Origin of the sequence: Flavobacterium sp. CF136, from assembly GCF_000282055.1 — a bacterium.
Lineage (GTDB): Bacteria > Bacteroidota > Bacteroidia > Flavobacteriales > Flavobacteriaceae > Flavobacterium.
The window spans coordinates 1-18,974 of record NZ_AKJZ01000028.1 but is presented as its reverse complement, the minus strand read 5'-3'; the positions used below and the strand labels follow the sequence as shown (position 1 = coordinate 18,974).

The 18,974-nt window shown below is 32.8% G+C and carries 13 protein-coding genes; 5 read left to right on the top strand and 8 right to left on the bottom strand.

What is annotated here, in order from left to right:
- Positions 1 to 7 precede the first annotated feature (7 nt).
- The 6 genes from PMI10_RS10800 to PMI10_RS10775 all read right to left on the bottom strand — a co-directional run bounded on the left by PMI10_RS10800 (position 8) and on the right by PMI10_RS10775 (position 7,395).
- Positions 8 to 700, bottom strand: coding sequence for a response regulator (locus tag PMI10_RS10800; protein ID WP_007807646.1), 693 nt, complete (start codon positions 698 to 700; stop codon positions 8 to 10).
- Positions 690 to 2,735 (bottom strand): tetratricopeptide repeat-containing sensor histidine kinase, encoded by a 2,046-nt coding sequence (locus PMI10_RS10795; RefSeq protein WP_007807644.1) that lies wholly within the window; start codon positions 2,733 to 2,735, stop codon positions 690 to 692. The genes PMI10_RS10800 and PMI10_RS10795 overlap by 11 nt, the downstream gene beginning before the upstream one ends.
- A 107-nt stretch (positions 2,736 to 2,842) precedes the next feature.
- A complete protein-coding gene (locus PMI10_RS10790; protein ID WP_007807642.1) occupies positions 2,843 to 3,085 on the bottom strand; it encodes a hypothetical protein in 243 nt (80 codons plus the stop codon).
- A 174-nt stretch (positions 3,086 to 3,259) separates the two neighbouring features.
- Entirely contained in the window at positions 3,260 to 4,069 is an 810-nt protein-coding gene (locus tag PMI10_RS10785; protein ID WP_007807640.1) for a LytR/AlgR family response regulator transcription factor, read from the bottom strand.
- A gap of 191 nt (positions 4,070 to 4,260) precedes the next feature.
- Positions 4,261 to 5,802 carry a glycine--tRNA ligase gene (locus PMI10_RS10780; RefSeq protein WP_007807638.1) on the bottom strand — a complete coding sequence of 514 codons (1,542 nt, stop codon included), beginning with the start codon at positions 5,800 to 5,802 and terminating at the stop codon, positions 4,261 to 4,263.
- A gap of 171 nt (positions 5,803 to 5,973) precedes the next feature.
- The gene (locus PMI10_RS10775) at positions 5,974 to 7,395 is read right to left on the bottom strand and encodes a T9SS type A sorting domain-containing protein (RefSeq protein ID WP_035631724.1); all 1,422 of its coding nucleotides are present in this window, start codon (positions 7,393 to 7,395) and stop codon (positions 5,974 to 5,976) included.
- Positions 7,396 to 7,608: 213 nt separating this feature from the next.
- On the opposite strand from PMI10_RS10775, the gene PMI10_RS10770 reads away from it, so the two are divergent.
- A complete protein-coding gene (locus PMI10_RS10770) occupies positions 7,609 to 8,292 on the top strand; it encodes a ComF family protein (RefSeq protein WP_007807634.1) in 684 nt (227 codons plus the stop codon).
- A gap of 2 nt (positions 8,293 to 8,294) precedes the next feature.
- On the opposite strand, the gene PMI10_RS10765 is transcribed toward PMI10_RS10770, so the two are convergent.
- A complete protein-coding gene (locus PMI10_RS10765; RefSeq protein WP_007807632.1) occupies positions 8,295 to 10,961 on the bottom strand; it encodes a zinc-dependent metalloprotease in 2,667 nt (888 codons plus the stop codon).
- A gap of 195 nt (positions 10,962 to 11,156) precedes the next feature.
- Between PMI10_RS10765 and PMI10_RS10760 the strand changes: the two genes are divergently transcribed.
- The 4 genes from PMI10_RS10760 (at position 11,157) to PMI10_RS10745 (ending at position 14,851) form a co-directional block, all read left to right on the top strand.
- On the top strand, positions 11,157 to 12,086 hold the full coding sequence (locus tag PMI10_RS10760) for a bifunctional riboflavin kinase/FAD synthetase (RefSeq protein WP_007807629.1): 930 nt from the start codon (positions 11,157 to 11,159) through the stop codon (positions 12,084 to 12,086).
- Between the two features lie 119 nt (positions 12,087 to 12,205).
- Positions 12,206 to 12,643 (top strand): hypothetical protein, encoded by a 438-nt coding sequence (locus tag PMI10_RS10755; RefSeq protein ID WP_007807627.1) that lies wholly within the window; start codon positions 12,206 to 12,208, stop codon positions 12,641 to 12,643.
- A gap of 171 nt (positions 12,644 to 12,814) precedes the next feature.
- On the top strand, positions 12,815 to 13,903 hold the full coding sequence (gene bioB, locus PMI10_RS10750; protein ID WP_007807625.1) for a biotin synthase BioB: 1,089 nt from the start codon (positions 12,815 to 12,817) through the stop codon (positions 13,901 to 13,903).
- 81 nt (positions 13,904 to 13,984) lie between these two features.
- Entirely contained in the window at positions 13,985 to 14,851 is an 867-nt protein-coding gene (locus PMI10_RS10745) for a cupin-like domain-containing protein (protein WP_007807623.1), read from the top strand.
- On the opposite strand, the gene PMI10_RS10740 is transcribed toward PMI10_RS10745, so the two are convergent.
- Positions 14,848 to 18,696, bottom strand: coding sequence for a T9SS sorting signal type C domain-containing protein (locus PMI10_RS10740; protein ID WP_007807621.1), 3,849 nt, complete (start codon positions 18,694 to 18,696; stop codon positions 14,848 to 14,850). The genes PMI10_RS10745 and PMI10_RS10740 overlap by 4 nt on opposite strands.
- Positions 18,697 to 18,974: the final 278 nt, after the last annotated feature.

Below are 18,974 nucleotides of genomic sequence, written 5' to 3'. Positions count from 1 at the left end.
TTTATTTTTAGAAAAGACCTTTGCTTTTCGCTTCTTTTACTAATTCTTCATCAGAGCCGGATTTTATTTTGAGTAACTCTTTCATGTTGGTTTTTCTTCGTTCAATAGCAATCAAAGAAATAGGGATATAATGCGGAATATCTTCTGTAAGGGTTCCTTTTGATAAATGAAAGAGAATCTGTTTGTCAAATTCGTCTATTTCAATTGAATTTGCAGGAGACTGATGAAGCATTTTAACTACCGATTGGCTGTAATACTTTTCGTTTTTTATCACTTTATCAAAAGCAAAAAGCAATTCATCAAAAGTTAAATCATTTTTTATAATTAATCCGTTTGGGTTTATGGTACGGATGATCGTTTTTATTTTCAATAATTCAGTATACATTGTCAGCAAAATAATTTTGCAATTTGGCATGTGTTCTAAAATTAATTTTGCCAAATCTTCTCCTGAAAAAATTTCTTTTTCATCATAGGCAGGCATACTAATATCCAGAAAGGCAATATCAAAAACCGGTGATTCAGGATCCGTAATAATTTCATAAGCCGATTTACAGTCTTTAGCCTGAGAGATAAAAAACTCATGTTTATTAGGGTCATATCGTGTAATAGCATTTTTATAACCTTCAATAATAAACGGATGATCATCTACTATTAGAATATTGCTTTTATTTTTAATCGACGTGGTTAAATCAGCTTTCATTATGAATTGTATTTATTTTTTGATCAATTGGTATCTTTACAATTATTGAAGTTCCTTCACCCTTGGCCGAGTGTATTTCGACATTTCCATTACATTCTGCTGTTCTGTATATAATATTTTGCAACCCAATTCCTTTTTTTGTTTTATGAATATTAAAACCGATTCCATCATCTGATATTAATAAAACTAAAAAATTGATTTCATTTTTAAACTCAACTGTAATGGTTTGCGCCTGAGCATATTTATTCCCATTCTGGAGCGCTTCCTGAACTATTCTGTACAAATTAATTTTTATAACATTCCCAACTAAATCCCATTTAATATTTGAATCAATATTGTAAATCAATTTAGTACTAAATGTGTTTACCTGATTTTGGAATAATTTTTCTAAAATCGCAACAAAATTATTAATTAATCCTGATTTTTCTTTATTCAAATCGTGAGAAATTTCCCTAATGTCCTGCTCAATCTCTTTTAACTCAAGCAGATACTTTTTTCTCTTTTCTGCAGCTGCATCTTCATCTAATTTATCCAGACTGTCTAAACTGATCCGAACACCAAACATTCTGCCTAAAACACCGTCATGCAATTCCTGGGCTACTTTTTTCTTTTCTTTGATCCGCATGGTTTCTATTGCATTTTGCTGCGAAATCATCAAATTATAAATATCCTCATTTGCAATTTGCTGCTGCTGTCTAAAAAGCAATTCCCTGTTTTTTGCTTTTTGGATTTTGTAAATATAGAAAAACAAACCAATAAGTGAAAATATACTAAAAACATAAACCAATGTCCTGTTTTGTATTTCCAGACTCGAATTCTCATTTTTTATTTCATTTGTTTCATATTCTATTCGGGTAAATTTATCTCCCATTTTGCGTTCTGCCTTTTGCAGACTGTCATTAATACGGATATAATCTTCCGAAAATTTTGAAGCTTTTTCCGGCTGAATCAACGATAACTGCTTCAAAGCTACCAAAACGTTACGAAAATTTTTGGTTCGTTTTGAAACTGTAAGTGCCTGATTTGAATAATGTAAAGCTCTTGCAGTATCTTTTCTCGAAGCAAAATATTCCGATAAATGCATTTTACTGGCTGTTATACCTGCTGTTAACTGTAAACTATCTCTAATCCTGAGCGCCTTATAAAATAAGTTTGGAAGCTCATGATCCTGATTTAGTTTAAACTCAGAATAAGCTAAATTATCCAGTAAAATAGCATATAATTCAGGTTTCTGATTAAATAGATTTTTTTCTTTTAAACCCTCTTTAAAATAAAAATTAGCTTTTTTATAATCATTCAGGTTTTGGTAAACAAATCCTATATTGTTTAACGAAGTTGCTTTTGATTGAAATTCGACAGGAATAATCTTATCATCAATACTGGCAATCGCTTTGTTATGAAACTCAATTGCTTTATCATATTCACCTAATTCATTGTACAAAATTCCGAGCAGGTTATAAGCTTCATATAAAACATCATTGTTTTTCTTTCCTTTAATTACCCTAAGTGCATTAAAAACGGCCTTTTCACTACCATAAAAATCCCCTTCATTAAACTGCAATAAAGCCTTGCTCAGTCTTGTTTTTGCTAAATTATAAAAATCATCAGTTGCTAAATATAGCTTTTCAGCTTTATAGTAATAGGCAAATGCACTGTCCGAAGAAGTTTGAGAAGTATAATAATCCCCTAAATAAATATAAGCTTTAGACATTGAAACGGAATCATTTGCCTTTTGTGCTTTTTCTAAAATAATTTTGACTGTTTTATTATATTCATTCCAGTCACGCATATTAAAATAACGATTGGCAACCTTAAAAAGATATACTCTTTTCAACGAATCGTCTGGTTGCCCCATAATAACTTCTAAAGCCTTGCGGTTGTACTTTTGTTTTATCTGTACCGGTAATTTGTATTCGTTAGCAAGTGACAAATACAAATCAAGACTATCTTTAGATTGACTGGATATATGAGTACCATCTTTTTGCTTGGTACAACCAGCAAAAAAAATAAGCAATATAAGATAGTATTTTTTCAAGTTTGCCTTTAAGATTTATTCAAAAATACAAAACTATCTATTAGGCATAAAAAAAAAGACTCTCTAATTTAGACAGTCTTTTATATATTGGCATGAATTAGAAGTAATTAATCCACTTTTCTGCTTTGTCCAGCCGATTGATTTCCGTCAATACTTAATTGTGCATTTTGATTTGATAAGTCAGTTCCCATCATATCTACTTTTCTACTTTGTCCAGCTGATTGATTTCCATCAATACTAACTGTTATATTATTATTTACTAAAGTATCATTTGAAGTTTCAGAAGTATTAAATGAAGTTAATACCATTACTAAAGAAAATAATCCGGTTGTTAAAGCTAATTTTTTCATGACTGTAGAGTTTTATATTGTTATACTTTTTTACACTTTTTGACTCCATTTCTGTTGGAATTCTTTTGTAAAACTAAACAGTAAACCTCGATAATCATTTAAAAAAAAGGCGTTTATGGTCAATGCTATTCGTTCGTGAGTGAATGGATAGCAAATCAGGGCAGATGGTTTATTTTAAGTTTCTATGTAATTTTCATTAGCAAATTCGCTGATAATAAAGTCGACATTTGCTTTATAAGACTTGGAAAACGGTAATTTTATAGTCGTTTTTTTAATATAACATAATGAGTTTCCTGTGTGTATTCTCGAAATATAATTACGATTCACAATATAACTATTATGTATTCTGATAAAAGGGTTCGACAAAACGGTCTCGAAATGCTTTAAAGTTTTAAAAGCCGTAATCATCTCCCCATTTTTTAGATGGATATCAGTAGAATTATTATCGGCCTGAAAGTAACATATTTCATTTGAATCAATATAACGATGATCTCCATATGACTTTACACACAAAATGAAAGATTTACGATTTTTATTGATTTGAACATCTTCCGAATTTTGTTTTTCCTTATGTTTTAAATTTTGAACCAACAGTATTTCATCTTCACTATTTGATTTGTTTAACTTATGAATCAATTTCACAAAATCAATTACAGATAAAGGTTTTAGCAAATAATCGTTTACTTCGTATTGAATGCAGTCAAATGCCAAATCTTTTCTTTTTGTTGTAACAACTATTTTTGGTATTTCTTTTAAATACATCAGCAATCCATTGATTAAATTCAATGAAAGTCCACTGGCTTTATCTTTTGGATCTATTTCTAAAAAAATCAAATCCGGGATATGCTTTAATATCAGATTCAATCCATCGGTATAATTATTAGCGGAAGCTATAAAATTTAATTCCGGGAATTCACCTGCAATTGTCCTTATCCTTTCAACACAATCAGGATCATCGTCTAAAATAATGTAGGTATAATTCATTTTTAGGCATTAATTAGGGGCTATTCAGTTAATTTCTGTGCTATTTCGTTAAAATAAAACATATAAAGTTATAAAAAATATTTCAAACCCTTAACATACTGACATTAAAAATACAGGTTGCAAATTTATAAAACAAAAAAATCCCAAACTCCTGAAAGGAATTTGGGATGTATATATTGAAATTTAAAAACTTACATTTTCATTAACCAGTTTTTCATCGAAACTTCATTTTCGATAATAGTTTTCAATTCAGAGATTTTCACCCTATCTTGTTTCATTGAATCCCTATGACGAATTGTTACCGTTTCGTCTTCAAGAGTCTGGTGATCTACAGTAATACAGAATGGAGTTCCTAAGGCATCCTGTCTTCTGTAACGACGACCAACTGCGTCTTTTTCATCGTAAGCAACATTGAAATCCCATTTTAAATCTTCGATGATTTTTTTAGAAATTTCCGGCAATCCGTCTCTTTTAATTAAAGGTAAAACAGCTGCTTTTGTCGGCGCTAAAACTGATGGCAGTTTGAGAACGGTTCTTGTAGAACCATCTTCCAAAGCTTCTTCTTTTAATGAAGTAGCAAAAACTGCCAAGAACATACGGTCTAAACCAACTGAAGTTTCTACAACATATGGCACATAGTTTTCATTCAATTCAGGATCAAAATATTGTAACTTTCTTCCTGAAAATTTTTCGTGTGCTTTTAAATCAAAATCTGTACGAGAGTGAATCCCTTCCAATTCTTTGAATCCAAAAGGGAAATTAAATTCGATATCAGCCGCTGCGTTTGCGTAGTGCGCTAATTTTTCGTGGTCATGAAAACGGTAATTTTCTTTTCCTAATCCTAAAGATAAATGCCAGTTTAGACGAGTTGTTTTCCAGTGCTCATACCATTGCATTTCTTCACCCGGACGTACAAAAAATTGCATTTCCATTTGTTCAAATTCACGCATACGGAAAATAAATTGTCTTGCAACAATTTCATTTCTAAATGCTTTACCCGTTTGAGCAATTCCAAAAGGAACTTTCATACGGCCTGATTTCTGCACATTAAGAAAATTCACAAAAATACCCTGAGCTGTTTCCGGACGTAAATATAAATCCATTGCAGAATCTGCAGAAGCACCTAATTTAGTTCCGAACATTAAGTTGAATTGCTTTACATCTGTCCAGTTTCTTGAACCGGTTTCAGGATCAGCAATTTCTAATTCTTCGATTAAAGCTTTTACATCAGCTAAGTCTTCATTTCCTAAAGATCTTGCTAATCTTTCCAGAATTTCTCTCTCTTTTGCAAGATATTCAACCACACGTGTATTAGTAGTGATAAATTCCTGCTCATTAAAAGCATCTCCAAAACGCTCTTTTGCTTTTTCGATTTCCTTTTTTGCTTTCACATTAAGCTTTTCAGCATAATCTTCAACCAAAACATCAGCTCTATATCTTTTTTTCGAATCTTTATTATCAATTAACGGATCATTGAATGCATCAACGTGGCCTGAAGCTTTCCAGGTTGTTGGATGCATTAATATTGCAGCATCAAGGCCGACAATATTTTCATTCATCTGAACCATTGATTTCCACCAATATTCACGGATATTCTTTTTTAATTCGACACCATTTTGTGCATAATCATAGACAGCACTCAATCCGTCGTAAACTTCGCTTGACGGAAAAATAAATCCGTACTCTTTTGCGTGCGAAACCACATTCTTAAATATATCTTCTTGTTTTGCCATAGTGATGCAAAAATATAAAAAGTGAGTTTAAAAAAAAGAAAAATAGCTGAAGATTGACCCTTGATTTTTAAATTTTTATAAATAAATCCCGGTTTTTCTGTTTAAGAACAGAAATTAATAATTTTTTCTATAAATCATACCGATAAGTTCCTATCTTTCTATTTAAATCCCCTACTTTTTTATCAATTTAAAAGTTTCTGATTTACCTTGATTCGTAATAATAAGAATGTAAAAACCTGATGGTAATCCGGAAACCTTAATTATTTTATCGGTTGAAACTCCCTGACTTACTTTTTTAGATTCAGCATTATAAATTTCATAATTAAAATTAGAATACAAATAATTATGTACCTCAACAGAATTTTCAGCAGGATTAGGCGTTATAAAAGGCAAATCTTTGGGAGCAATATTGACAATTTTCTTTTGATTTGCATTACACGCTTTTTGGATAAAGCTTTCCAGTTCTTTGTTATAATATTTTTTTTCGTAGCCTAAAGCTCTGGCTTTTTGAAAATATTCGCAGGCTTTTTGAGATTGTCCTAAATCATAATATACAATTCCGAGGTATTTATTTGCTACGGAGTTCTTGTCATTAATTCGCAAGGCTTCATTCAAATCTGCTATACCCAAGTCGGTTTTTCCTAATTTATGATAGGCAAGTCCTCTTATTGTTCTTAAATCACTCTCTTCGTTTCCGTATCCGTTTTCATATAAATTTGCTTCATTTTGAAAAGCAATATCAATATTTTCTACTGCCTTATCATATTCTTCCAGTTCCAAATACGTATACCCTAAAACCCAGTGCGCAAAATTATGATTTGGAAACCTGCGCTCCACTTCGTTCAAATAGTAAATCGCCAATCGATAGTCGTGAGCTTCCGTAGCCAGATAAGCTCCCAGATTAAAGTAGTGTCTTGTTTCGGCTGGATCAATTTGAATTGCCATTAATTTGTAATTAATACTAAGATTATCATTCTCAAATCTGGAATAAATGGTAGAAAGCCTACTATAGATTTCAGCTAAGTCCTGATTTATTCTGGGAAATTTTGTTATTGCATCTGGATTTGCTTTAATATTTTCCAACTGCGTTTTAAATCCTAAAAAATCAAATTCTGCCAATACATTATCCTCAAGATATGTCTGGCTTGCTGCTCTGCCATAACGTAATCCATAATTATTGGGATCCGATTTTAACAATTCATTGTTTTTAACAATAATTGCATAATTTTCTTCGACCTTCGCTTTGTTTTTGAGATTATCCTCTTTTAGAAAATCAGTTCTTTTAATCAAAATACCCTTTTTATAGAGCCAGGTCGTTTTTAACTTTCCTTCGCTTGAAAACTTTTGACAAAGGCCATTTATCAAAGTATTTTCATCAAAATAAAATCTTTCGTCTAATCCTCCAACAATATGATACGTTTTAATGCTGTCTAACATTTGATCTGGTCCCATATAAAACTCTCTCGCAACTAGTCCATTTTTGAAAAACGTTTTCCTTACATTTTCATTCTTTTGAGCAGATACTTGATTTTCAAAAACTAAAAAAACAATTGCTGCTGAAATTACACAGCTACTTCGGTAGATATTTTTCATATACAAGGATTGATTCAATGGCTTCAAATAAGTTTTATTAGTTAAGTTTTTTAAATATTAAAACTAAAAAGTCATTTCTTGTAAAAATATTTTTATTAAAATTAATATTTTGGTTATATTTATTCAAAAGTCAATAGTATTTTATCGCTGATAAAGAGACTGTTTTTAAATGATATTACTTATCCGCATTTTTTAACCTTAATTATTTCAACTATGCTTAAATATCTTATTAATCTCTTTTTTCCTAAACTTTGTGCGGGCTGCCATGCGCTTTTAATGACCAATGAAATTGCTATTTGCACCGATTGCCGACATGAAATGCCTTTAACGCAACATCATTTAGATCCTAAAAATGACGCTTTCAATAAATTTTATGGCAAAATTGATATCGAATATGCATCGGCATTTTTATATTTTAATAAAAAGGGAATTGTACAGGAGCTTATTCACAATTTGAAATATAAAGGATATGAAGAAGCAGGGACTGTCCTGGGATATTGGTATGTGGAAGATTTAAAAGAATTAAATCTTAAAATTCCTTTTGACATTGTAATTCCTGTGCCGTTACATCAAAAAAAATTTAAAGAACGCGGCTATAATCAGGTAACTACTTTTGGAAGGGCTTTGGCTGAAGGTTTGGATATCGTTTATGATGATTCCATTTTACTTCGAACAAAATACGCCAAAACACAATCCAAAAAAAATCTTTCCGGTCGGTCAGAAGGCATAAAAAATGCATTTGATGTGCGTTATTCAGAAGCAAATCACAACAAACATTTTTTAATCGTTGATGATGTAATTACTACAGGATCAACACTTGAGGCCTGTTCCCGAACTTTACAGAAAATCCCGGGAGCAAAAATCAGTATTGTCTGCATGGCGATGGCACACTCCTAAATTTAGTTTACCAGTATTTTTTTGACAATTCTTTTATCTCCATTTATTATTGTTACAAAATACAATCCCAGAGACGTTTTTGACAACTGAATATTTTGGTTAAAATAAGGTGATTTGTCATACGTTTTATCATAGACTTTACGACCTGAAATATCATGAACAAACACTTCAACAGTTTTAGTTGAATCGCATTCGAATTGAACATTAAAATTACCTTTATTAGGATTTGGAGACATTGCAAAATCTACACCCTCAAATTCAGAGTTATCCAGAGTAAAAGTTTGACTGCAAATATTTACCGATGCAGAATTTATGGTTCCAAAATTTCCTGAAACAGCATCCCGAACTTTAAATATCCAATTACCTTGTGGATTTTGACCATTAAAGGCACTTAAAGCTTCAATTGGCAAAACAATCTGACTCGTTGTTTTAGAACAATCCAGAGTAACTCCGGAATCATCATATCCAAGCGATAAGGTTGAATTTACTATATCACAATTTTGGTCATATAATTTCACAACCGTACCCTGAGGACTTACTATTTGAATTTCTAAATCCGAAAATCTATCATGTGTAACATTCACAGATACATTTACATCAGAAATTATACCTGTCGAAGCCGGAACGGTTACTGTTTTTGAAACAAATTCAGTTTGAAAAGGAATCGCAAAAGCACTACCAAAACTATATGTATCACAAGTACTTTGTACTGTATATCCAACTGCAAAAGAATTGCTGTTTAAAGCATAATAAATATTTGCTGTTGGCTCAATCAAAATCCTGCAATTTGTAGCGGTAATATCCAGCGGAACCGTAATAGTTTCTGAACCATCATTTGGTGTAGCTGAAGCTAAAACTACCGGAAAAGTCAAGCCTCCATCTATTGATAATTTAATATTTACAGAACCGGATCCTGATAATGTATTTGTATTATTTACTGCCCAGGTTATGGTTTGAAACGAACCCTTTTGCCAGCCAATATCGTTTGTATTTTGAGAAGTTACTGCAAATGGCCCAATTGCAGGGTTTACCGTAACTATCATATTGTCTGTATTTGTCTGAGGAGTTAATAAAGCTGCATTATCTCTTCCCGTTAAGGAAAAATGCAAAGTTCTTGCTACTGAAGAGACCGATTCCCAAGTTGTGGTTAGTCTATTTTGAAGTACTGTACTCAAACTTGGCATATATCGAATGGGAGAACTGGTTGGAAGAAGAGAACGAAATAATGGCCCGTCTGGTTTTGCAGGATAAGCAATACTGTTACTCCCTTTTGTTGCATCAGTAGCACTATCATTTTGCTCCCAACAATAAGTTATAGAATCTCCTTCGGAATCTGTCCCTGTACCAGTTAAAACAAAAGGTGTATTAAACGGAATCGTATAATCTAAACCTGCATTTATAGTTGGCGGATTATTAATTACAACTGTACTGACCGGACATGTTTTGGTCGCAAGATTATCCTGGATTTGTGAAATACTTGCATATGCAAAGTAATCATCTGAATTGTTTTGAATATCATAATCGCCAGTTACGCCTGCATACGCCATAATGGTTGAACCACTGCCCGGCTCTACATTTACTCCGGTTCCTTCGACAGCATAAGAAAAAGTATGGGTTCCTCCTAACTGATGCCCCATTTCATGTGCTACAAAATCAATATCAAAAGTATCTCCTTGCGGAATTGAATTTGAAGGCGAGGTAAAAGCACTCCCTTTTGCATTCTGATCAGTTGATGAAGCCGGATCAACACATATACATCCAATACAACCTGCATCTCCACCTCCGCCAGAACCCCCAAATAAATGCCCAATATCATAAGCACTGCTTCCCAAAACCGTAGTCAAGGTTTGCTGAACCTGTAAATTCCATGCACCGTTAACACCTGTTGGCGCATTAGAATAAGGATCTGTTACTGCATCGGTATAAATTACATCATCATTATTAGCAATCAAAGTTAATTGTACAGCCAAATCTCTATTAAAAACACCATTCACCCTTGTCATTGTAGCATTCATTCCTGCAAGTGCACCGGCTTTTGTACCACCAAAAAAAGCAGCATATTCACCTGTACATGATATTGCCAATCGTAATGTTTTGAAAGATTGTGTATTGGATGTTGTTTTAGCTGTTTTTGCAGAAGAACCTTTATTTGCATTATTTTCTTTAGTCATACAAGCCAAAAGAGATTTTGAAGTATCCTTATTTTTTGATGTAAACAACACATATTCTGATTTATTCTCAGGATTCTGCTCAATAAATTCAGATGCCTTATCAGTGCGAAGAACCATCGTTTGTACTCCGATTGGAGCAACACTAAAATGAATTTTTGCTGTTTTATCATCCAGACCAGTTCCTTCATAAGCTCTGATTTCAGGATATCTGGCTTGTAATTCCGGATCAAAATTAGAAGATTCCCAAATCATGAATCGTTCTAAAACGCCACCAGCATTTGGAATTGTGATTTCAGAAGTTGCAGATTTACTTGTTGAAGCTGCAATTTTTTGAGTTAGAAGATTCTCATTCAATTTATAATATAACTTATCCTGATTAGAAAGACTTTCAGTTTTTTTTACCGAAACCGAATTAACTTTCTCCCAAAGAACATTCGTTTGAGCATGAATATTAATCCAACCAAAAATAAACATCAAAAAAAGTAATTGTTTTTTCATAATCAAAAAGTTATCAGGGAATAAAATTAAATTAATTAAGTCAAATTAAGATATATTATCGACACATATTTATTTTACATCGACAAATGAGTCCATTTTTCACAAAATCTAACCTTTTCAATTTAAAAATCAATTCGGGTTAGTGCCAGATTTGAAATAGATAGTATAAATTTGCACCATCTTAAATTATTTGCTTTGAAGCTTTTTGAATCTATTAATGAATTTCAATCGACCAAGAAAACAATTCTAACTCTTGGTACCTTTGATGGTGTTCATATTGGTCATAAAAAAATTCTGGAAAGACTCACTCAAAATACAGAAAACGGAAAATACGAGAGTTTAGTACTTACTTTTTTTCCACACCCAAGAATGGTTTTACAAGAAAAATCAGAAATAAAACTTTTGAATACCATTTCTGAAAAATCTAAACTTCTGGAAAAATCCGGCATTGAGAATCTGGTAATTCATCCTTTTAATGAAAGTTTCTCAAGATTAACCGCCGAAGAATTTGTACATTCCATTTTAGTAAATCAATTTCATATCCAAAAAATAATTATTGGTCATGACCATCGTTTTGGAAGAAACAGAACTGCAAATATTGATAATTTAATTGCCTTTGGAGCCGAATATGGTTTTGAAGTAGAGCAAATTTCGGCTCAGGAAATTCAGGATGTTTCGGTTAGTTCTACCAAAATCAGAAAAGCATTGCTGGATGGCAACATGTCTTTAGCCAACGAATATCTGGGATATGCCTATTTTTTGACTGGTGAAGTCGTAAAAGGAAAACAATTGGGAAGAACAATTGGTTTTCCAACTGCCAATATCCAGATCAAAGAAGACTACAAATTAATTCCGAAAAATGGCGTTTATGCTGTTAAGACTTTTATAGGTCAAAAAGAAGTTTTCGGAATGATGAATATTGGTTTTAATCCTACAGTAAATGGTCAAAAGCAAACTATCGAAGTAAATCTTTTTGATTTTGATGCTGATATTTACGGAGAAAAACTTGAAATTTCTCTACTAAAATACCTGCGTGAGGAACAAAAATTTGGTTCAGTGGATTTATTAAAAGAACAATTAAATCAAGATAAGAAAACTGCTTTAAAATTTGTAAGTCAATTGTAAAAACCCCAAAAACTTTACTTTTCGTTATTTTTAAGTCATCGTATTTATTTTTTTAGTAAATTTAATACACTATACTGTTTATCAAATATTTACTATTAACTTCTTTAAAAATAACCACTATGAAATTACCTAAAGAAATATCCAACGGTTTTATAATATTCCTCGGAATAGGCATTTATTTTTTATTGATGAATGTATTAGGTTTAGCTGACTTGTTTTATCTGCGTACCTTAAATGTGTTTTTTATATTTTATGGTGTAAACAGGACCATGCGAATGAATCTTCACGAAGGAGATACCAATTTTGTGTCAAATGCTGTTTCAGCAATGACAACTTCTGTTGTCGGTGTTTCGATGAGCGTTTTCGGCCTGTTGGTTTATAGTTATGCAAGAGGTGGGGATGCCTATGTAAAAACATTATCTGAAACTTTTATGTTTGGAGGAAATCCTTCTGTACCCACATATTGCATCTGTTTATTGTTTGAAGGGCTTGCATCTTCAGTAATTGTTACTTTAATGATGATGTTATACTGGAATAACAAATATATAGCCGATTAATTTTTTAAATTAAAACACATAATTTAAACGCTTTAAAATCATGAAAAAACAAAATTCTATGATTTTAAAGCGTTTGTTTTTGAAATTCACTGCCAAATATTCATTAAAGAAATTCATCATTGGTTGATTAGAACAATTTAACTACTTTTGGAACATCAAAAAATCGTATCAATGAACGTTACAAAACACAACTGGACAAAAGACGAAATAATCGCAATATATAATAAACCTATGATGGACCTGCTGTATGAAGCAGCAACGATTCACAGACAAAAACACGACCCGAATGTGGTTCAGGTATCTACTTTACTTTCCATCAAAACCGGAGGATGTCCTGAAGATTGCGGTTATTGCCCGCAGGCCGCACGTTACAACACAGGGGTTGAAGGAAATGATTTAATGAGTGTAAGCCAGGTAAAAGCACAGGCTTTGCGTGCTAAATCCAGTGGTTCATCCCGTGTATGCATGGGAGCTGCATGGAGAAATGTAAAAGATGGTGAAGAATTTGATCAGGTTTTAGAAATGGTTCGTACTATCAATAAACTTGACATGGAGGTTTGCTGTACATTAGGTATGATTACCGAAAACCAGGCACAACGTTTGGCAGAAGCAGGTTTATATGCTTACAATCACAACCTGGATACTTCTGAAGAATATTATAAAGACGTAATTTCAACACGTGGCTTCGAAGATCGTTTACAGACTATCGAAAATGTTCGTAAAACCAATGTTACGGTTTGCAGTGGTGGAATTATCGGGATGGGGGAAAGTATCGAAGACAGGGCCGGAATGCTTGTAGCACTTTCTACTTTAAATCCACAACCGGAATCAGTGCCAATTAATGCTTTGGTTGCCGTTGAGGGAACGCCAATGGAAGAAGAAAAACCGGTTGAAATTTGGGAAATGATTCGTATGGTAGCAACTACCCGAATTGTTATGCCTGACACACAAGTACGTTTGTCAGCAGGAAGAACCAATATGAGCCGTGAAGGTCAGGCAATGTGCTTTTTTGCAGGTGCCAATTCTATTTTTGCAGGTGACAAATTGCTTACTACTCCAAACCCTGATGTACACGAAGACATGAAAATGTTTGAGATGTTAGGATTAATTCCGCAAAAACCATTTGTTAAGGTTTCACAACCTCAAACAGTTGAAGCAGCTGATTCACAATTTGCCCCATTAGGCGAAAAACCAAAGTGGTCACGCCCCGGACATACAATTGAAAGAAATCTGGAAGCTTCGATTAAGTCAAAAATTTAAGCGATAGAGTTCATAAGTTTCGAAAAATATTTTTAAATTGCTTGTAACCCAGAGTTATAAGCAATTTTTTTATTTATAGAAATGAAGTTAAAGCAAATTGAAAGGGTAAAAAAAATCTCAAAATCTGATTTTATTTCCCAATATGTAAAAAATCAAATTCCAGTTGTTATCGAAGAGCTAACCGAAGATTGGCCAGCTTATCATAAATGGAGATTATCTTATATCAATGAAATCGCAGGTGATGTTGTCGTTCCCTTATACGACGACAGGCACGTAAATCATGAAGATGGCTTTAATGAAGCACATACTACAATGAAGATGAGCGATTACATTAATCTTTTAGAGCAGAAACCTACCAATTACCGCATTTTTCTTCATAACTTAATGAAAGAGGTGCCTGTGCTGAAAAACGATTTCTTATGGCCGGAAATTGGCTTGAAATTAGTCAAACAACTGCCAATGTTATTTTTTGGCGGAGAGAACTCTAGGGTTTTCATGCATTATGATATTGACTATTCTAATATTTTGCATTTTCATTTTCATGGAGAAAAACAATGTATGCTTTTTGCTCCGGATCAGTCAAAATATTTATACAAAGTCCCACATGCATTAATTTCAAGAGAAGATATAGATTTTGACAATCCTGATTACAACAAATTTCCAGCTCTTAAAAATGCTGAAGGATATATCGCTAATCTAAAACATGGCGAAATGTTATATATGCCGGAAGGATATTGGCATTACATGAAATATCTGACACCGGGTTTTTCCATGAGCCTTCGTGCCTTTCCTAAAAACATCACGAATTTATCTAAAGCAGCTTATAACATACTCATCATGCGCCATTTTGATGTTTTCATGCGAAAATGGAAAGGGCAAAAATGGATTGACTATAAAAACGAAAAGGCGGTTCTGGATACCAATCAAAATTTGCTGAACGAAACTTAATAAATTATTTTTTTAGTTTCCTGACCACTATTCGTTTTAATTTTGAGAATCAGAACTTGATTTTTTGCCTTCAGGTTTGAAATTGTTATTATGTTTAGATTAGTTTGATCATCCATAATTAATTTACCGGACAAGTCAAATACCTGAACTTCCTGAATAGTTGAGCCAATTGATTCTACAACTAATTGCTTTTGATGACGATAAACCTTAATGGCCTTTTCTTTTTGAGAAGCTTCTTTTATCGCTAGTATTTTATTGGTATATTTTAAAACAAAACGGTTATTAAAAGTTCCTTTTTCCGTTGAAAACACATATGGCTCCTTTTTTAAATCATGTAAAATATTTTTGTCTTTATCCTCAAGATAAACTGATTGATTCGTAAGAGCTTCATCTAAATGATCAATGCTTATTGTGAAATTTCCATTAATTTCAGTTTTATACCCCAGTACAGCTTCATCTGAATCCTGAAAAGGAAATTCTCTGCCCTGGATAACCCAATTTTTGCCTCCATTACAAGAATAAAAACCCACATACTGATTCCCATCAAAAAATTCACCATCAAAAGTCCTGTCATAGCTGTTGGTAGCTCCTTCGGCATAACCTATCAAAAGCTGTTTAAAAGCATTCTCTTCATTGGCAAAATTCAACCAGATTCTGTTTTTTTTAACCTCTTTAATTTTTTCTGTTTTTTTAGTTTTTCCCGGCTTAAAAAAACTCGAATTATTTTCTAAAATCCGCATATTGTCTTCAAATTTTACCTCCCCGGGTTTTGCACTCTGAACAAAAAAGGATTGCCCCGAAGTAATTGTCCCGGTCGGTAAAGTTTCATTCTCTCCCGAAGCTAAAGCTTTTCTCGTACCCACACCGCCCAGTAAATTATAAACAGCATAATCATCTGACGTATATTTCTTATTTGTAACGGGAGTATTATGCGTCCAGAAATAAAGAGTTCCTGTGATAATCTCTGAATTTGCTTTTAAAAAAACATCTGCATCAACAGCTGAGGGATATGGATTTCCAATTAAATTGAAACTATCACTATTGCCAACATTGGTTTTAATCATTCCGTTGAATGGAATTCCTTTAAAAACAGCTTCATATTTTTCAGGGACTGTCGTAGAAAAACCCTGTGGTCCACGAATAATATATCCTTTCCCTACAGCCATTACGGTTGATGAAACTTCATTCATCCAATGGTTTGCATCAGCATCAAAAGAAAAAAATTTATCCGACAAAGTAGTTGGCGAAACATCAATCAGTTTTTGATTTTCTACGGGTGAAGACCAATAAGTATAATCAAATTTTAAAACAGGTTTTGTTTTTCGTTTGAAATGAATAATTCCTGTATTGACGATTTCATCATCTGATTGATATAAAGATGCTGTATCTTCTAAAACCATGATTCCACTTCCAGAATAATTAAAACTCAATCCCAAAGTACTTCCATTGGAAACCTTTACCATTTTTCCTGAATCTATGGTACAACAACATGCATTTGCAGAAGCTGAAAACTGATAATCTTCTTCGAAAGTTAATTCTTTCCCTCCTGAAGGAATTCCATTAGACCATCCGGAACCATCCCATTTTGAACTGTTGTTGCATAATTTTAGTCGGGCAACCCTATGTTTTGCAACTCCTGAAACCGAATTAAAATTACCGCCAATCAGCAGTTTGAAATCAGTAGTAAACCCCATCGAAAACAAAGTGCTATTAAGGATTGTGTTGAATGAGGAATCAATAGTCCCTTTTGCTGACAAGCGTATTAATCGTAAAGAATGTGTTCCGTTATAATTTCCTGAAAAAGAACCTCCAATTAAAATTCGATCATCGGGTTGTACCAAAATATTTCTAACATCTCCATTACTAAAACCTGTTCCTGATTCAAAAGTTGTATCTAAAGTTCCATTAGGATATAATCTTAAAATCCGCTTTTTTGATACTCCATTATAATTTAAGAAAGAGCCTCCAACAATAATTTTTCCATCGGATTGCAGGTCTAAGGCATATACATTTTTATCGAAACCAGTTCCCACAGAAAAACTATTATCTATACTTCCATCAGAATTTAATCGTATTAATCTGGAATATCCAATTCCGTTAAACATATTAAATCGTCCGCCTAATACAATTTTACCGTCTGGCAGAATCAATATTGCATCTATAGCGGCATCTGCCCCTAAAATAGTATTAAAACCCGTATCAATAGTCCCGTCCTGCATTAATCGTACAATATGACCCGCTACTGTCCCATTATATTTTGTAAAACTTCCTGCCAGTAAAATCTTTTGATCAGATTGAATCGTTACTGCAAACACCTGACTATTGCAGCCGCTTCCCGTAGCAAAAGCAATATCTAAACTGCCATCAGGAAAAATTCGTGCGATACGATTACAAGTTGTATTGTTATAACTTGTAAAACTTCCTGCTATAATTATTTTGCCGTCTAATTGTTGCGCAGCTGTTTTTATGGCATTATTCGCCCCGGTTTCGGCAGAATTAAAAGTAATATCCAAATCTCCATCTGATGAAAGCCGTGCCACTTTTGAAGAGAAAACCCCATTAAACTTTGAAAAATTACCAAAAACCATAGTTTTATTATCTGATAATGGCAATACTTTTAAAACCGAATTATCAAAACCAACTCCGGCAGAAAGATATCCGGTATCATGTACTCCATTACCATCAATTTTAGCTAATCTTCCCTGATTTTGAGAATCAAAAACAGAAAAAGAGCCTCCAACAAACCAAGAATCATCTGATGAATTGTTTAAAGCCAAAACAGATGCGGAAGCAGGTCCTGAACCTATATCAAAATTAGTTTTGATATTTCCATTTGCATCCAAAAAAAGTAATCGGTTTACTTCTGATCCATTGTACAAATCGGTAAATGACCCCCCTAACATAATATTCCCAAAAGCATCAGTTTTTATAACGTATACCGAACCATTACTCAAACCTGTTCCTGACAAAAAACCAGAATCAATTGTTCCGTCTGAATTTAGACGAGTAATTCTATTTGCAACAATACCATTATAATCTGTAAAATCTCCACCAATAATGATTCTGCCATCCGATTGCAAAACCATTGTATTTATATCCTGATTAAAACCTGTTCCGATATTAAAAGTGGCATCCATACTCCCATCCGGATTTAAACGGATAATTCTGTTTACATCAATACCATTAAATTTGATAAAATTACCTGCCAGAATAATTTTACCGTCTGTTTGAATTTCTATGCTGTTTATATTGGCAGGCGCACCTAACCCTGACAAAAAACCGAAATCTAAATTACCGTTGGGTAAGATTCTCGCAATTCTGTTAACAGTCGTACCATCATATTTTGTAAAACTTCCAACAATTATAATTTTACCATCTGATTGTTGTACGATCTGGTTTATGATACCAGAACTTGCTGCTTGTGAAGTATTAAAAGTTGTATCATGTGAACCATCATTATTTAAACGAATCAATCTACCGATGGGAGCACCATTATAACTGGTAAAATTACCTCCGATAATAATTTTACCATCAGATTGAATATACGATGAATATACTTTTCCATTAAAACCAGTGCCTGTATTAAAATCCAGATCTACAGTTCCGTCAGGTTTCAATCGTATCAGATACTGAAGTGGCTTTCCGTTAAAATTCAAAAAATCGCCTCCAACAATTAAGTTGTTGTCCGTTTGTTTTGACAAGGTTCTGATGGAATTATCAAAACCATCTCCGTTAACACCATCATCATAGGTATTAAAACTATTATCCAATTTCCCTTGTTGAGCGTTATTGGTTATACAAAAAAAGAAAAAAAGAAATACAATTGAATAATGTAATTTTGGCATCAAGATATGAAGTTTGTTAGTAAATTCTAATGTTTATAATTAATAAGAATTTACATGCAATCTAGAATTAAACAAAGGACACTACAATACCCACATTTAGTGATTTTTTGAATTAAACAATTCAAAAGAAAACTTTCATTATCCTTTGAAAATATGACAATCCATTTGATGTTATTAAACAAAAAATCCGATAACTTTCATTATCGGATTTTATAAATTTATAAAGATTATACTATTTGAATATCATTTTTTTAGTAGTTGTGTAACCATTTTCCAGA

Excerpts from the sequence above, each read along its gene's own strand:
- PMI10_RS10765 (WP_007807632.1), bottom strand. The coding sequence starts at position 10,961 with ATGAAAAAACAATTACTTTTTTTGATGTTTATTTTTGGTTGGATTAAT.
- PMI10_RS10775 (WP_035631724.1), bottom strand. The coding sequence starts at position 7,395 with ATGAAAAATATCTACCGAAGTAGCTGTGTAATTTCAGCAGCAATTGTT.
- PMI10_RS10800 (WP_007807646.1), bottom strand. The coding sequence starts at position 700 with ATGAAAGCTGATTTAACCACGTCGATTAAAAATAAAAGCAATATTCTA.
- PMI10_RS10785 (WP_007807640.1), bottom strand. The coding sequence starts at position 4,069 with ATGAATTATACCTACATTATTTTAGACGATGATCCTGATTGTGTTGAA.
- PMI10_RS10780 (WP_007807638.1), bottom strand. The coding sequence starts at position 5,802 with ATGGCAAAACAAGAAGATATATTTAAGAATGTGGTTTCGCACGCAAAA.
- PMI10_RS10790 (WP_007807642.1), bottom strand. The coding sequence starts at position 3,085 with ATGAAAAAATTAGCTTTAACAACCGGATTATTTTCTTTAGTAATGGTA.
- PMI10_RS10755 (WP_007807627.1), top strand. The coding sequence starts at position 12,206 with ATGAAATTACCTAAAGAAATATCCAACGGTTTTATAATATTCCTCGGA.
- bioB (WP_007807625.1), top strand. The coding sequence starts at position 12,815 with ATGAACGTTACAAAACACAACTGGACAAAAGACGAAATAATCGCAATA.
- PMI10_RS10745 (WP_007807623.1), top strand. The coding sequence starts at position 13,985 with ATGAAGTTAAAGCAAATTGAAAGGGTAAAAAAAATCTCAAAATCTGAT.
- PMI10_RS10740 (WP_007807621.1), bottom strand. The coding sequence starts at position 18,696 with ATGCCAAAATTACATTATTCAATTGTATTTCTTTTTTTCTTTTTTTGT.
- PMI10_RS10770 (WP_007807634.1), top strand. The coding sequence starts at position 7,609 with ATGCTTAAATATCTTATTAATCTCTTTTTTCCTAAACTTTGTGCGGGC.